Annotated in this window: 19 protein-coding genes; 9 read left to right on the forward strand and 10 right to left on the reverse strand. The window is 29.0% G+C overall.

Annotation, left to right across the window (positions count from 1 at the left end; all coding sequences use genetic code 11):
- Positions 1–20 precede the first annotated feature (20 nt).
- Both ACY2RX_RS08685 and pth read left to right on the forward strand, forming a co-directional pair.
- Positions 21–1,691, forward strand: coding sequence for a glycosyl hydrolase family 28-related protein (locus ACY2RX_RS08685; protein WP_490103579.1), 1,671 nt, complete (start codon positions 21–23; stop codon positions 1,689–1,691).
- A 27-nt stretch (positions 1,692–1,718) separates the two neighbouring features.
- Positions 1,719–2,348: an aminoacyl-tRNA hydrolase gene (pth, locus tag ACY2RX_RS08690; RefSeq protein WP_490103580.1), complete on the forward strand. Its 630-nt coding sequence runs from the start codon at positions 1,719–1,721 to the stop codon at positions 2,346–2,348.
- Positions 2,349–2,375: 27 nt separating this feature from the next.
- On the opposite strand, the gene ACY2RX_RS08695 is transcribed toward pth, so the two are convergent.
- The 8 genes from ACY2RX_RS08695 to lysM all read right to left on the reverse strand — a co-directional run bounded on the left by ACY2RX_RS08695 (position 2,376) and on the right by lysM (position 8,967).
- A complete protein-coding gene (locus ACY2RX_RS08695; protein WP_490103581.1) occupies positions 2,376–2,828 on the reverse strand; it encodes a 6-pyruvoyl trahydropterin synthase family protein in 453 nt (150 codons plus the stop codon).
- Between the two features lie 98 nt (positions 2,829–2,926).
- On the reverse strand, positions 2,927–4,426 hold the full coding sequence (locus ACY2RX_RS08700) for a GH3 auxin-responsive promoter family protein (protein ID WP_490103582.1): 1,500 nt from the start codon (positions 4,424–4,426) through the stop codon (positions 2,927–2,929).
- Positions 4,426–5,292: a M23 family metallopeptidase gene (locus tag ACY2RX_RS08705; RefSeq protein WP_490103583.1), complete on the reverse strand. Its 867-nt coding sequence runs from the start codon at positions 5,290–5,292 to the stop codon at positions 4,426–4,428. The genes ACY2RX_RS08700 and ACY2RX_RS08705 overlap by 1 nt, the downstream gene beginning before the upstream one ends.
- 49 nt (positions 5,293–5,341) lie before the next feature.
- Positions 5,342–5,926, reverse strand: coding sequence for a nicotinate (nicotinamide) nucleotide adenylyltransferase (nadD, locus tag ACY2RX_RS08710; RefSeq protein ID WP_490103584.1), 585 nt, complete (start codon positions 5,924–5,926; stop codon positions 5,342–5,344).
- 84 nt (positions 5,927–6,010) lie between these two features.
- Positions 6,011–6,589, reverse strand: coding sequence for a guanylate kinase (gmk, locus tag ACY2RX_RS08715; RefSeq protein ID WP_490103585.1), 579 nt, complete (start codon positions 6,587–6,589; stop codon positions 6,011–6,013).
- The gene (locus ACY2RX_RS08720; protein WP_490103586.1) at positions 6,590–7,456 is read right to left on the reverse strand and encodes a YicC/YloC family endoribonuclease; all 867 of its coding nucleotides are present in this window, start codon (positions 7,454–7,456) and stop codon (positions 6,590–6,592) included.
- 36 nt (positions 7,457–7,492) lie between these two features.
- On the reverse strand, positions 7,493–8,389 hold the full coding sequence (locus ACY2RX_RS08725) for a DMT family transporter (RefSeq protein WP_490103587.1): 897 nt from the start codon (positions 8,387–8,389) through the stop codon (positions 7,493–7,495).
- Between the two features lie 107 nt (positions 8,390–8,496).
- The gene (gene lysM / locus ACY2RX_RS08730; protein WP_490103588.1) at positions 8,497–8,967 is read right to left on the reverse strand and encodes a peptidoglycan-binding protein LysM; all 471 of its coding nucleotides are present in this window, start codon (positions 8,965–8,967) and stop codon (positions 8,497–8,499) included.
- A gap of 146 nt (positions 8,968–9,113) precedes the next feature.
- Between lysM and ACY2RX_RS08735 the strand changes: the two genes are divergently transcribed.
- Together ACY2RX_RS08735 and upp are read left to right on the forward strand one after the other, a co-directional pair.
- Positions 9,114–9,677 (forward strand): hypothetical protein, encoded by a 564-nt coding sequence (locus ACY2RX_RS08735; RefSeq protein ID WP_490103589.1) that lies wholly within the window; start codon positions 9,114–9,116, stop codon positions 9,675–9,677.
- A gap of 82 nt (positions 9,678–9,759) precedes the next feature.
- Entirely contained in the window at positions 9,760–10,413 is a 654-nt protein-coding gene (upp, locus tag ACY2RX_RS08740) for a uracil phosphoribosyltransferase (protein WP_490103590.1), read from the forward strand.
- Here upp and ACY2RX_RS08745 read toward each other — a convergent pair.
- On the reverse strand, positions 10,408–11,337 hold the full coding sequence (locus tag ACY2RX_RS08745; RefSeq protein WP_490103591.1) for a DUF6427 family protein: 930 nt from the start codon (positions 11,335–11,337) through the stop codon (positions 10,408–10,410). The two genes, upp and ACY2RX_RS08745, sit on opposite strands and share 6 nt — an antisense overlap.
- A gap of 41 nt (positions 11,338–11,378) precedes the next feature.
- Between ACY2RX_RS08745 and ACY2RX_RS08750 the strand changes: the two genes are divergently transcribed.
- From ACY2RX_RS08750 to ACY2RX_RS08765, 4 genes are all read left to right on the forward strand, one after another.
- Positions 11,379–11,600, forward strand: coding sequence for a DUF6341 family protein (locus ACY2RX_RS08750; RefSeq protein ID WP_490103592.1), 222 nt, complete (start codon positions 11,379–11,381; stop codon positions 11,598–11,600).
- Between the two features lie 9 nt (positions 11,601–11,609).
- Complete coding sequence (gene trmB / locus ACY2RX_RS08755; protein WP_490103593.1) at positions 11,610–12,281, forward strand: tRNA (guanosine(46)-N7)-methyltransferase TrmB; 672 nt, start codon at positions 11,610–11,612, stop codon at positions 12,279–12,281.
- Between the two features lie 192 nt (positions 12,282–12,473).
- The gene (locus ACY2RX_RS08760) at positions 12,474–12,803 is read left to right on the forward strand and encodes an MGMT family protein (RefSeq protein ID WP_490103594.1); all 330 of its coding nucleotides are present in this window, start codon (positions 12,474–12,476) and stop codon (positions 12,801–12,803) included.
- 124 nt (positions 12,804–12,927) lie between these two features.
- The gene (locus ACY2RX_RS08765; protein ID WP_490103595.1) at positions 12,928–13,428 is read left to right on the forward strand and encodes a hypothetical protein; all 501 of its coding nucleotides are present in this window, start codon (positions 12,928–12,930) and stop codon (positions 13,426–13,428) included.
- Between the two features lie 58 nt (positions 13,429–13,486).
- Here the strand turns inward: ACY2RX_RS08765 and ACY2RX_RS08770 are convergent, their stop codons facing one another.
- Entirely contained in the window at positions 13,487–13,822 is a 336-nt protein-coding gene (locus tag ACY2RX_RS08770; protein ID WP_490103596.1) for a hypothetical protein, read from the reverse strand.
- 288 nt (positions 13,823–14,110) lie between these two features.
- Between ACY2RX_RS08770 and ACY2RX_RS08775 the strand changes: the two genes are divergently transcribed.
- Positions 14,111–15,244 carry an Mrp/NBP35 family ATP-binding protein gene (locus tag ACY2RX_RS08775; RefSeq protein WP_490103597.1) on the forward strand — a complete coding sequence of 378 codons (1,134 nt, stop codon included), beginning with the start codon at positions 14,111–14,113 and terminating at the stop codon, positions 15,242–15,244.
- Positions 15,245–15,253 lie beyond the last annotated feature (9 nt).

Here is a 15,253-nt window from a genome sequence, read left to right on the forward strand (position 1 = left end):
AATTTTATAAACTTCGTAGAATGAAAATAACTATACTAAGTATCTTTATTACATTGTTTTTAATAGTAAATTGTAGTAAAAAAGTGCCTGAGCAAAAATGGGAACCAAAAATTTTGCAAGCCTTTAAAAAAGATGCCGTAAAAAGTATTTTGCCAGATTTTTCTTATGCAGGATATATGTATGGAGAAAAATCGATTCCGACAGAAACAAAATTAAAAATATTTAATATATCAGATTTTGGAGCCATTGCAAACGATTCTTTAGATGATACAAAAAACATACAAGCTACAGTAGATGCAGCAGGAAAAAATGGTGGAGGAATTGTTTTGTTTCCAAAAGGAAAATTTCTTGTTAATTCTGATAGTACAAAACAAGATATTATTAGAATTAATTATTCAAACATTATTTTAAGAGGTGCTGGTCAAGATAAAAAAGGAACCATTATTTATTCAGGAAGCGAAACTACTTCTTTGCACGGAGAAAGCCCTTGGTTATCAGCATTTGTTTTTCACTCAGGATTAAATTTACATAACAATCAAAAATTATACTCTGTAGATGAAGAACCCGTTTTTACAAACTTAACCTCAGATGTTTATAAAGGAGAAAACATTATAAAGTTAGAAAAAACAGCAGGTTTAGAACCAGGAGGTTTTATAATGATTGCAATGAAAAATACAACAGATGATGGAGGCTTAATTAAAGAATTAATGTTTCCTTTAAAGTTTGAACCTTTTCAAACATCATATATAGAAGCAGGAAAAAACAGGTCAACTTCTTTTCAATGGCTTGTAGAAATCGATAAAATTATCGACGATAAAACAATTAAAATTAAGCAACCAGCCAGAAGAACAATAAAAACAAAATATCAAGCATTTATTGCCAAAACTGAAATGCTGCAAAACATTGGTATCGAGAACTTTAGATTCGAATCTAAGTATAAAGGTGATTATAAACATCATAAAACAAAAATTCATGATTATGGTTGGGGGGCAATTTGCCTTCAAAGAGCTGCTCATAGTTGGATTAAAGATGTTACCATCAATAATTATACGCAAACAACACATCTTATAAATAGTAGAAATGTTACAGTTTCTAATATAACGATTACTGGCGGAAATGGGCATTATGGACCAAAAATGTACAGTTCTTCAGATAATTATGTGTCAAATATTAGTATTGAAGCAAATAGAACGCATGGACCAGGTGTAGAAGGACCAAGTTTTGGAAATGTGTTTAAAGATATAAAAATGAAGCATTCATTGCCAATAGATTTACACGGAATGGGATCATCAGAACTTTGTCCGCCAATGTATAATTTATTCGAAAGTATATCAAATGCAGAAAGTATTACAGGTGGTGGTGCGCCTTTTAATATTCCGCATGCAGGAGAATATAATACTTTTTGGAATATAGAAATGACAGGTTTTAAAGAAGATGGTTTTAACGAATTATTTAGTTCTTGGATCTGGAAAAATCCAAAGAGTTTTAAAAACGAATTTCATAAAGATTGTCATAAACAATATCTTAGATCTATAGTAGTTGGAGTTCATCACCCAAAAAATACACTTTCTATCGAAAATATGACAGAAGATAGAAATAATGAATGGATTTATGTTGAAGGCTTAAATAAAAAAACAGAAATAGTTTCTTTATACGAAACCCAATTACAAATTAGATTAAAGTCTAAATAGTTAAAAGATAATTTTTACTTTTGATGGATGAATTTAAAAAACTTTTTTTCTAGAATTTTTGGTATAAAAGTTGAAAGTAATGAAGAATTGATGAAGAAATTTTTAATTGTTGGTTTAGGTAATATTGGTGATAAGTATACAAATACGCGTCATAATATTGGTTTTAAAATTGTAGATGAAGTTGCAGAAGAACACAAGGTTACTTTTGAAACAGAAAAGTTAGGTGCAATTGCAAAATTCCGATTTAAAGGCAGAACATTTATTCTTTTAAAGCCAAGTACGTTTATGAATTTAAGCGGAAAGGCTGTTAAATATTGGATGGATAAAGAGAAAATTCCTTTAGAAAATTTATTGGTTGTTACAGATGATGTAAATATAGATTTTGGCACTATCAGATTAAAAGCAAAAGGTTCTGCTGGCGGACATAATGGCTTAAAAGATATTGAAACTAAATTAGGACATCAAAAATATGCGCGTTTTCGTTTTGGAGTTGGTGGCAATTACAGCAGAGGAAGGCAAGTAGATTTTGTGCTTGGAGAATGGAATAAAGAAGAAACCAGCCAATTAATAGAACGTTTACCAACATCAGCAAAAATAATTACTTCTTTTGGTACAGCAGGCTTAAATAATACAATGAATACTTTTAATGGGAAGTAGTATTGTTACATTTTTTAATTGATTCATTTACACATTATCACTAGCAAACCATTCTGCAAAACTAGAATCAGTTTCTTGAAGTTTAATAGAATGTAATTTGATGTTTTTAGGCAATCTATTCTTAATTTTTTTAGAAAAATCTATCACCATCATTTCACTTGTAGGTTGATAATCTACTAATAAAACATGATGTTCTCTATCCATTAATTCTTTTGCCAATTCAACGTGAGGTGTGTTTTTGTTAAACACAGTTGCGTGGTCAAAAATATCAACAATTTCTTCGTTTACAATTTTTTTTAAATCACCAAAATCTATAACCATTCCAAACTTTACATGGGTGTTATCAGAAATAGGTTTACCAGAAACAGTTACCGATAATTTATAAGAATGGCCATGCACATTTTTACATTTACCATCATAACCATACAATGCGTGCCCAGTTTCAAAATTAAATTGTTTGGTAATTCTAATTGTACTCATTAACGTCTGTTTCTGTATTTATTGTAAAAGTACACAATAACTAAAGCTATTGCTAATCCTAAAAATAAAAAATCTCCTCCCATACTATTTGTGTTTTGTTATTCTTTAATTAAAAAATTTTGTAAAACGTCTGCAATTTTTCTATTGTCAGATAATTGCGGAATTTTATTTTGTCCTCCAAATTTACCAATAGATTTCATATAATTATGAAAACCACCTTTTTTAACTTTTCTGATGATGAGTGAGCGTAACACTTTTCCTTCAATTAAATCGAAATAATAAATGTTTTGTGCTTGCATAGAAGCATCTACTTTTAAAGCAAAATCTTCTAAATCTTTTGGCTCATTTTCAAACTCAATAAACCATTCGTGATAAGGTAAACCACTTTCTGGATTTACTTGCGGAGCCACTGTAAACTCGCTAATATTTATTTTTGTTCCTTTAATAGAATCGTTTAAAGCTTTTTCAACTTCTTTGCCAATAACGTGTTCGCCAAAGGCGGATATAAAATGTTTTATACGTCCTGTAACTTTAATTCTATAAGGTTTTGTTGATGTAAATTCTACAGTATCACCAATATTATAACCCCAAAGACCTGCTGTTGTGTTTAAAATGATGACATAATTTACACCAATTTTTACATCTTTTAGAGAAATTCTTGTTGGGTTTTCGTCAAAGAATTCAGTTGCTGGAATAAACTCATAAAAAATACCAGCATCTAATTGTAACAACATTCCTTTTTCGGTTTGCGAATCTTGATAGGCAATAAAACCTTCGGATGCAGGATACAATTCTATGTAATCTATTTTCTTGCCAATTAAAGTTTCAAACTTGTTTTTATAAGGCTCAAAATTTACACCACCATAAATAAAGAAGTTAAAATTTGGAAACAATTCTGAAACTTTTTTACCTGTTTTTTCAATCAGTTTTTCAAAATACATTTGTACCCATGAAGGAATTCCGCTAATTACAGTCATATCTTCATTAATGGTTTCCTTAACAATAGCATTTACTTTGGTATCCCAATCTTCAATACAATTGGTATCCCAACTTGGTAAACGGTTTTTTAGTAAATATTGAGGAACATAATGCGCAACAATTCCACTTAAACGTCCTAATTTTACACCGTTTTTGTCCTCTAAAACAGGACTTCCTTGTAAAAAAATCATCTTACCATTTACAAAACTCGCATCGTTTTTTTCTGCAATGTAAAATAACAAAGCATTTCTTGCAGCTTTTATATGCGTTGGCATCGATTCTTTGGTAATTGGTATGTATTTTGCACCCGAAGTTGTACCCGAAGTTTTCGCAAAATAAAGAGGTTTTCCAGGCCAAAGGACATTAGATTCTCCAGCAACAATTCTATCTACATAAGGTCTTAAATCTTCGTAATCTGTAACTTTTACTTGTTTTTTAAAATCTTGATAAGTATTTATTTTATTAAAATGATGATCTTTACCGAAAGCCGTTTTTTGTCCTTTAGAAATTAAATTTTTAAAAACTTTTTCTTGCGTTTTATACGGGTTTTTTGCCCATTTATACACTTTTTTTGTGGCAATTTTAGCAAACGGAATTGCAAAAAAAGATTTGATGCTCATTATTTAAAATCTATAAAATTTGTTGGATTTACAGAGTAACCTCCACTCCAAAGTTCAAAATGTAAATGTGGTCCTGTTGTTAGCTCTCCTGTAGAACCTACAGTAGCAATTACTTCTCCAGATTTTACAAAATCTCCTTGTTGCTTTAGTAAAGTTCCATTGTGTTTGTAAACAGAAATATATTCTTTGGTGTGTTTTAAAATGATAACATAACCTGTTTCTGTTGTCCAACCAGAAAAAATTACGGTTCCATCTGCAGTAGCTTTTACAGGGGCTCCTTTTTTAGCAACAATATCAACTGCAAAATGTTTAGAGTTTGCATCGAAATTTTGAGAAATTGTTCCGTTTAAAGGAGCAAAGAATACAATTTTTACTTTATTTATGGCGCTGTTATGAAGCGAAAAACGTGTTTGGCTTTCTATTTTTTCTCTAAAAAGAGAATCTTCTTTAGTGGCATTTAATTTGTTTTCATCAATAAAACGTTGTCTTGCTTCTGTTTGAATAGAGTCTATACTTTCTGGAGCAATTTCACCCGTTAAAACAGGTTTTAAAGCTTTGGTATAATTTTCTAAAACAGCTAATTTTATTTTTAGAGAATCTGCTTCGAAAGTTAGTTTTGCTGCTTTTCTTTTTAATGCTGTAGAAGAATAGCCAGGTATGTATTCTTTAATGGGTGTAAATGCAATTAAAACGGTTGTAATGGCAATCAATAAAATAGAGAAAATTCCGCTTAAAACAAACACATTTAATCTAGATAATTTTAATGAAAAACGTTCTTCAAAAGTGTCTTCATTTAAAACAACTAGCCTGTATTTGTCTGTTAGTTTTTGTTTTAATTTACCTTTTTTTTTATCCTTTTTTGCCACAAAGTATTATTTGATGATATAGCAAATATACAACGTTTTTTAAGTGAAATTATTTTTTGTAAAAATTCATTTCATCTATGTATTGCCAAACTTCTTTGGTTAAAAGAGGCTGTACGTTTTTTTTGTTTTTAATTCCGTTTCTAATCATTGTTGATGAAATTTGTACAATTGGTGCATCAACTTTATGAATTTTAGGATGATTTTTAAATTGATGTTCTACAATTCCATCAGCAATTCTTGGATATACATAAATATGATGATGCTCTAAAATGGTTTCATAATTTTTCCATTTATGAAAACTTTTTAGGTTGTCTTCTCCCATAATTAAACAGAATTCTTTATCAGAATACATTTCTGAAATATGTGCTAAAGTATACACAGTATAGTTGGGTTGAGGCAATTTAAACTCAATATCTGAGGGTTTAATTTTAGGGTAATTTTCTGTTGCTTTATAAACCAACTCAAACCGATGATTGTTTTCTAATAAAGATTTTTTCTTTTTAAAAGGATTATGTGGCGTTACAACCATCCAAATTTCATCTAAATTTGAATATTCTACCATATGATTGGCAATAATTAAATGCCCAATATGAATGGGATTGAAAGTGCCAAAATATAAACCTATTTTACTCATAAATTTTTAGTTTGAAGTGTGAAGTGTGAAGATTGAAGTTTGAAGAATGAGTTTAAATCTATTTTCTTCCTAACTTCAGACTTCCTACTTATTTAAAAAATCACTTACTAACTCTTCTGCTTCTTTTAGTGCAACTTCTAAATCGTAATTTTTAATAATTTTATCAAATTGTGGTGCTGTTGCTAATTCTACAGAGGCTTTTGCAATTCGCATATTTATTTTGTCTTCGCTTTCTGTAGAACGCTTTTTTAAACGAATTTTCAACTCATCTACACTTGGTGGTTTTACAAAAACGGCTAAGGTTTCTTTTGGGAATTTCTTTTTAATTCGTAATCCGCCAACAACATCAATATCAAAAATAACGTGTTTTTTTAGTGCCCAAATACGCTCTACTTCGCTTTTTAAAGTTCCGTAAAAATTATCTCTATACACTTCTTCCCACTCTAAAAACTTATCATTTTTAATGTTATTTTTAAAATCTTTTAGAGAGATAAAATAATAATCTTCGCCATCTTTTTCTGTTCCTCTAGGTTCTCTAGAAGTGGCAGAAATAGAAAACTCTAAATTAAATTTTTTTTGTTGTAATAAATGACGAACAATGGTTGTTTTGCCAGAACCAGAAGGTGCTGAAAACACAAATAATTTTCCTTTAAAATCTGACATTTACAATACGTTTAAAATTTGTTCTTTAATTTGTTCTAATTCGTTTTTCATTTGAATTACGGCTTTTTGCATTGGTGCAAAATTAGCTTTAGAGCCAGTTGTATTTATTTCTCTACCCATTTCTTGAATGATAAAACCAAGCTTTTTACCATTAGAATCTGGTGTTGCCAAGGTTTCAAGAAAGTAATCTAAATGATTTGCTAAACGCACTTTTTCTTCATTGATATCTAATTTTTCTAGATAATAAATTAATTCTTGTTCAAAACGGTTTTCATCGGTATCAACTTTTAAATCGTCAATTGCCTTTTTTAAACGCGTTTTTACGTTTTCTATTCTATCTCCATCCAACGCTTTTACTTCTTCTAAATAAGTTTTTATATTGGTAATTCTTTCTTTAAAATCTATTTCTAAAGAAGCCGCTTCATCAACTCTATACTGTACAATTTCTTTGATGGCTTGTTGAATTCCTTTTTCTATTTCTAACCATTCATTTTCATCTAATTCTTCGCGTTCTGTTTTTAATGCATCTGGCATTCTTACTGCCATTTTTAGCAACTCAACATCATCAGAAGAACCTGTTTGAACAACGTTTCTTAATTGTTGCATATATTCTTTTACAACGCCATTATTTACAGTTGTAGAGGTTTCATCCGCAGTCATTTCAACAAAAATCGAAAAATCTACTTTACCACGAACCAAAGCACTTGCCAAATTTTTTCTGACTGATAATTCTTTTTCTTTATAGTAAGAAGGTATTCTAACGTTTAAATCTAGATTTTTACTGTTTAAAGATTTAATTTCTATGGTTACTTTTTTAGTAGGTAGTTGTAATACAGATTTACCATAACCTGTCATAGATTGAATCATAAAATCAATGTTTTAGATGAATGGCAAATATAGTTTTTATTTCATAGAAATTTTTGCTTGTTTGGTAACTAAATACACTCCTAAAAAGATGATGATTGTGGCTAAAATCTTTATTAAATTTAAAGAATCGCTACCTACAATTAAGGCATAAATAGTAGCAATTACAGGTTGTAAATAAATAAAAACGCTTACGGTTGTTGGTTTTAATTTTGTTAAAGCAAATAAATTAAAAAGATAAGTGATGCAGGTTGTAAATATAACAACAAAACCAACTTTGTAATAAATAGTTTCTGGCATTGTTTGCCAATTTATGGCTAAAGCTTCTTGAATGCTAAAAGGAGTGATATATATTAAACCAAAAAGATACAACCATTTTACAAATACTATTGGGTTGTACTTGGTTACTAGGTTTTTAACTAACACTAAATATAAGGCAAATGAAGCTGCATTTATAAAAACTAAAATATTTCCGAAGATTACATCTTCACCATTATTTTGGGTTTTATTACCGTAAACAATTAAAATAATGGCTCCTATTACACCAATTAAAACACCAAGTATTTTTCTGAAAACCAACTTTTCTTTTAGTAGAATGCTAGAAAAAATAAGCACCATTATTGGAGAAATTACTGCAATTACAGATGCATTTATTGGAGTTGTTAAGTTTAACCCTTTAAAAAATGAAAGTAAATTAATACCCACACCAAATAGTGCTGCTAAGGCAATTCTTTTAAAATCTTTTTTGTCAATAGTTTCAGATTGTACAAACAAACCAATAAACCAAAAAACAATGGTAGCCCCAGCAACTCTTAAAAAAATAAAACCAAAAGGCTTTACAAAATTGGGCATTACATCTTTTGCAACAGAATAATTTACACCATAAATAATAGCAACAATTAATAAAGCTATAAGGGCAATAGTTCTTGAATTCATTAATTAAAAAATTAGCGCAAAGTTGAGAATATTTTTTGTTTTAAAGCACAAAAAAAGAGTTTCAAAATATTTTGAAACTCTTTTTACTTTGGTTATCTAACTTTTGGTTAGTCCACTAAAGGTGGTATTCTTAAAACTTGACCAGGATAAATTTTATCTGGATGAGATAACATAGGTTTGTTAGCTTCGAAAATTACAGGATATTTCATTGCATTACCATAATATGTTTTTGCAATTTTACCTAAAGTATCTCCACTTTCTACGGTATGAAATTGTGCCATTGCAGCCTCTTCAATTTCTGCTACTTCTGCAACAGTTAAATTGTCTTCTACAGAAGCAACACCATTTGTGTTACCTACCACTAAAACAACTTTTTCTTTGGTTGCTAGATCTGGAGCCTCACCCCAAAGTTTTACAGCATCATCATCTACTTCTATAGATAAATCTTTAATTTCTAATTCTAATGCAGTAATTGCACCTCTTAATTGATTCGATTTTTCTGCATTTTCTTCTTCTGTTGTTTTTCCGATTCCGAAAACTTTTGCTCCGGCATTTTTAATGAATGAAAAAATTCCCATTTTTTTGATTTTTTTTGTTAATATTTAATTTTTTGTGTGATGCCAATATACAAATTTATATGGATTTTTAATGTGCTCAAAACTTATTATTTTGGTATAGTGTTTGATATTACTTTCCTTTTTAATAAACCTTAAAAAAATTACTTATGAGAACTTTTATTTTTACAATTATGTCTATTTTTATTTTGTCTTTCAACTCTTTTTCGCAAGATAAAAATGTGAGTGTAGAGAAATCTATTTACGGTATTCAGACAGGTATACTTGGAGTTTGGGTGTATAATGAAGCTAAATTAAATGAAGAATTTGTGTTACGAACAGAAGTTGGTTTAGATGCAGGTTATAATTATAGTAGTAATAATACTCCTAAATCTCAATACATTATAGTGCCTTCTTTGTCTTTAGAACCAAGATGGTATTATAATTTTGATAAAAGAGTAAAAAAAGGAAAATCAATAGCAAACAATAGTGCAAATTTTTTAAGTTTAAAAGCGAGATATATTCCTGACTGGTTTGTTATTTCTAATACAAAAAATGCAACTTTTTCAAATGTTTTTACAATGATACCTTCTTGGGGAATTCGTAGAAATTTAGGGCCTAATTTCGATTTTGAATTAAGACTTGGTTACGGTTATGGTTTTGCATCAACCAAAAATACTTCTAGTAATGGTTGGTTAGGAGATTTTTCTGTACGTTTTGGATATAATTTTTAGTACAATTAAAAAGATTTTTTTATTCAGTTTATAGTTAAAACTGCATTTTCTTTTTTGTAAATTTGATTTAATTTTTTTAAAAATGATTATTCATCACCTACAAGAAAAGAACTCGATACTAAATAAGTTTCTCTCTGAAATTAGAGATGTTAAAATTCAAAAAGATTCTCTTAGGTTTCGAAGAAATATTGAAAGAATAGGAGAAGTTTTAGGTTATGAATTAAGTAAAGAACTATCATATTCTAGTGTTTATGTAGAAACTCCTTTAGGAAAAAAGAAAATTCAATTATCTTATAACGATTTGGTTTTGTGCTCAATTTTAAGAGCAGGTTTGCCTTTGCATCAAGGTTTATTAAATTATTTTGATGATGCAGAAAATGCTTTTATTTCTGCGTATCGTCATCACCCAAATAACAATGCAGATTTTGAGATTGTTGTAGAGTATTTTGCGGCACCATCTATAGAAAATAAAACGTTATTATTGGCAGACCCAATGTTGGCTTCTGGGCAATCTTTAGTGGCGGTTTTAGAGGCGATAAAAAAATATGGAACTCCAAAAGAAATTCACATTTTAGCAGTAATTGGTTCTGAAGAAGGGATTGAATTTATGAAAGATAAATTCCCAGAAAACACGCATTTATGGATTGCTGCAATTGACAGTGAATTAAACTCTAAAGGCTATATTGTTCCTGGTTTGGGTGATGCTGGAGATTTGGCTTTTGGGGTTAAATTATAGCCAGAAAAAGGCAAAAACGGTTCCTAATAGTAATAGACTAAATAGAATATCTTTTAGTACTTTTTTTTGAATTACCTCAAAACCATTTGCAATTATTATGGATGCAGGAATGGTTAGAAAAACAATTTCAGAACCCTTTTTATCGGCAATAATTATAGCATAGAAAATGGCAATAATTAAATTTATTATTAAAAGCAACCAACTTTTTTTAAAAGAATTATTTACAGATAAAGCTTTAGGAGATTTTAAAAAAACGGAAATAATACTTAATAAAAGGATCGTTGCAAAAAACCAAATGGTTGCCTCTTCTGCATAAATAAAGAGGTTATTAAATGCATCTAAGAAAAAAAACGGTGCAATATTATCAGCAGAATTATTCCAAATTAAATAAGTAAAATAGATAATTATAGGACTTAAAAACCCAATAAGAGGAGTTAGTAAAGTGTGAAGAGTAATTTTTTGTTGAAGTAAAGTAGAAGCTAAAATCAAAAAATAAAAAAAGATTGAAAAAGGTTCTAAAACACAGAGAACTCCTAACCAAAAACCACTATCAAAAAGTTTCTGAATTACGTTTTTTGGTGATCGTAAACTGTATATTTTTCTTAAAAATAAAAGATGAATAAGTAGTAATATTAATATTTTAAACTCCAATAATTTAGAAAGAAAAAGAATAGAAGTGAGTATAAAAACAAAAAAAGCAAAAGAATGATCAAACGTTAGTTTGTTTTTAGAAACTACAAAGTTGTAAAAGAAAAAAATTGCTAAAAAAAGCGTAAAAAAAGTAATGCTATAAACAACTTTTATCCAAGTAAAATCATCAATAAATAGTGTTGAAATTACTGCAAATAAAAAGAAGCAAAAAAATAGCGCTATATAAACTAAAAAATTGATGGGCTTAGATTTCTCTAAAAAATTGGTTAACATTGTTTCTTTTGTTATTTTTGCACTGTAAAGATAATTAAGTTATGATAGCAAGCAATATTTTTAGATGGATTGGTAGTTTATTTACAGATTTACTTTTTCTACCTTTTGAGTGGTTAAGATTAGATTTGGCATTATCGGACTTAGGATGGTGGATTTCTAATGGGGTTAACTGGCTTTTTTTGGTGGTTCTTTTAGTATTATTTGCATATTGGATGAAAGAATCTGCAAAGTTCTTAAGAGAAGGAACAGAAGACAGAGCTTAATTTTACGTCTTGGGAAGTAAAAATAAATTAAAACGTTTCAAAGAAAATGAAACGTTTAAAAATGTCATTCAGCCAACAAGAGAAGAAGTGGTAACTAACTTTTTTTACAAAGGTAAATGGCATTCTTTTTTTGGCAATAACAATCCTATTGTTGTAGAACTAGGCTGTGGTAAAGGAGAATACACAATTGCGCTTGCAAGAAAAAATCCTGATAAAAACTATATTGGCATAGATATTAAAGGCGCTCGTTTTTGGAGAGGCGCAAAAACAGCAATCGAAGAAAACTTAGATAACGTTGCTTTTGTAAGAACGCAAATAGAGTTGGTCGATTTTATTTTTGATAAAAATGAAGTTGATGAAATTTGGATTACATTTCCAGACCCGCAAATAAAATATCAGCGTACAAAACACAGAATGACAAATGCTACTTTCTTAAAAAAATATCATCATATTTTAAAAGAAGATGGTATTATGAATCTAAAAACTGACAGCGAATTTATGCACGGTTACACATTAGGTTTGTTGCATGGAGAAGGTCATAAGGTTTTGAATGCAAATCATAATGTTTATAAAAACCAAGGGTCTCCTAAAGAAGTTACAGAAACGCAAACCTTTTACGAAAATCAATATTTAGAAGCTGGTAAACCCATTACTTATATTCAATTTAAATTGAAGTATTAAAAGTTTCTAGCCACCAATTCACGAATTTATCAAGTTTTAAAAAAGCACAATAGAGATTTATTTTGTGATTTCTATGTGCCTACTATGTGTCCAGTTTTTTAGCAAAATGTATAATTTAAAATTTACTTTTTATTTTTATGAAACTCAATTTTCCTTCCAAAAACTCTGTGTAATAATTCCTATCTTCACTACGTGAAAAAATCTGATAATTTTTTTGAAAAAGTATACAAAGTTGCTCGTTTAATTCCTTACGGAAAAGTTACAAGCTATGGAGCAATTGCAACTTATTTAGGAACAGCAAAATCTGCAAGAATGGTAGGTTGGGCAATGAATAAAGCTCATAATTTAGATGATATTCCTGCGCATAGAGTTGTTAATAGAAAAGGAATTCTAACAGGTAAACATCATTTTAACGGTACTAATTTAATGCAACAATTACTCGAAAACGAAGGAATTGTTGTTGTAGAAAACCAAATACAAGACTTAGATAAAATTTTTTGGAATCCTGTTACTGAATTATAAAGAAATTTTCTAATTTTTTTAAATAAAAAGGGGGTAGGGAAATTTAAAACAGATCTGTTTTACATACAACAGAATAATTTTATGTTTTCTGTTTAGAAATTTTTTAATCAGTAAAAAACAATTTATGAAATCTTTGTCAAAACAATTCTTGTTAGTTGCAATCCTTTTAAATTCAGTAATAATTTTTAGTCAATCAGATTTTTTAGAAAAAAAGAATAATATAGACATTACACTTGGTGGTAATGGGTTAATAGCATCTGTAAATTATAATAGAATACTTACAGTTAAAGAAAATTATTTTATGAATTTGTCTTTAGGAGTTGGTTTTGTAGGTTCAGGATTATCTATACCACATCAATTAACGTTTAACTTTGGAAAAAAATCTAGTTTTTTAGAATTAGGTTTAGGAGGTACATATTGGACAGGAGCTAGCTCTGCAACACCTAAAGTAAAATCTATATCTTCTTATGCTATTTCCCCGATTATAGGTTGGCGTAAATACATAAATAGTAATTTTGTGTTTAGAATTTATGCAAACCCTTTAGTTAAAGTCTCTGGTGAAACCATTTACAAAAACTACAAAACGTTACCTTTTGCAGGAGTAAGTTTAGGATATTCTTTTTAAAAAAAAATATTTTAAAGGAAGTTTTAAAATCAGTGATTTATGAGTTTTGAAAATAAATTTATTTCACTTTTTTAAAGCTTCCATTTCTGGTTTTATCATTTAAGCGAGATGTATAAAAGTATTCATTTCCTTCTATTTTTATAATTTCAGCCGTAAGTTCACTGCCTATTTTTAAAGGAACACCTCTTTTTTCCATATCTACAATAATTAGCTTGTACTTATTCTCAGATTTCCAATCTATTACGGCCTTAATGTATTCTTTTTCAGGATGGTATTCGTAGTAATAACCATTTTTAATCTCTATTAAAATCTCTTTTTCTTTCAACTTATAGGTGTATTTTCCATCTTTTAATACAGGGTTTTCAACAACAACACTTTTAGATAAAGTATACATTTCTGAATACGAGTTTATCATATTCTCGCGAACTCTCTCTTGCGAAAAAGAAGCTTGAAAATTGAAAGAAATTAATAATAGGAATACAACAGACTTAAGGGAGCTAGGGTTTTTCATAAAAAGTTAGGGCTTAAATGATTGTACAAATATAATAAATATTTTTTAAATAACTGATTTTTAATAAATAAGAGTAATTTGTGGGTGGTATTTCTTGCTTTATTTTCTTAAAACTAATTTTACAAGTATCTTTGCAATCTAGAATTAATCCGAATAAATTAAAACCGTAAAATGAGTTTTATAAAACAAGATATATACAAAGCTTTAGAAACAATTACTGCACCTGGTGAAGGAAAAAGCTTAATAGAAAATAACAACATTACAAATGTGGTAACATTTGGAGATGAAGTATTAATAGATGTAACAATAAACAACCCTACTTTACAAGCAAAAAAGAAAATAGAGCAAGAAATTGCAAAAGCTATTCATACAAATGTTAGTGATAAAATTGATGTTAAAATTAAAGTAACTGTTGAAGCTCCTGTAAAAAAAGAAAATCCAAATCAAATTAGAGGAAAAGAAATTCCTAATATTAAAAATATTATTGCCATTGCTTCTGGTAAAGGAGGTGTTGGTAAATCTACTATTACAGCAAATACGGCAATTTCATTAGCTAAAATGGGTTTTAATGTTGGTGTTTTAGATGCAGATGTTTACGGACCATCACAACATATTATGTTCGATGTAGAAAAAGCAAGACCGCTTTCTGTTAAAGTAGATGGTCGTTCTAAAATGGAACCTATAGAAAATTATGGTGTAAAATTATTGTCTTTAGGTTTTTTTACAAACCCAGATCAAGCAGTAATTTGGCGAGGACCAATGGCTTCTAAGGCATTAAATCAATTAATTTTTGATGGAAATTGGGGAGAACTAGATTTCTTATTAATAGATTTACCTCCAGGAACAGGAGATGTGCATTTATCAATAGTACAAGCACTACCAATTAACGGGGCTGTAGTTGTAAGTACACCACAAAATATTGCTTTGGCAGATGCTAAAAAAGGAGTGGCAATGTTTCAACAAGAAAATATTAATGTTCCTGTTTTAGGAATTATCGAAAATATGGCATATTTTACACCAGAAGAATTACCAGATAATAAATATTATATCTTTGGTAAAGATGGAGCAAAAAATTTAGCAGAAGATATTAAAACTAGATTTTTAGGAGAAGTGCCTTTGGTGCAAAGTATTCGTGAAGCGGGTGATGTAGGTCATCCAGTAGCTTTACAAGAAGGTACTGTTTTAGAAAAATCATTTAATAATATTACTAAAGAAATGGTATCAGAATTATTAAAAAGAAATGCAAATTTACCACCCACAGAAGTTGTTAGAATTACAACAATGAGTGGGTGTAGTACAAAATAAATTCAATTT

The sequence above is a fragment of the Polaribacter sp. 2405UD43-2 genome (genome assembly GCF_058147125.1).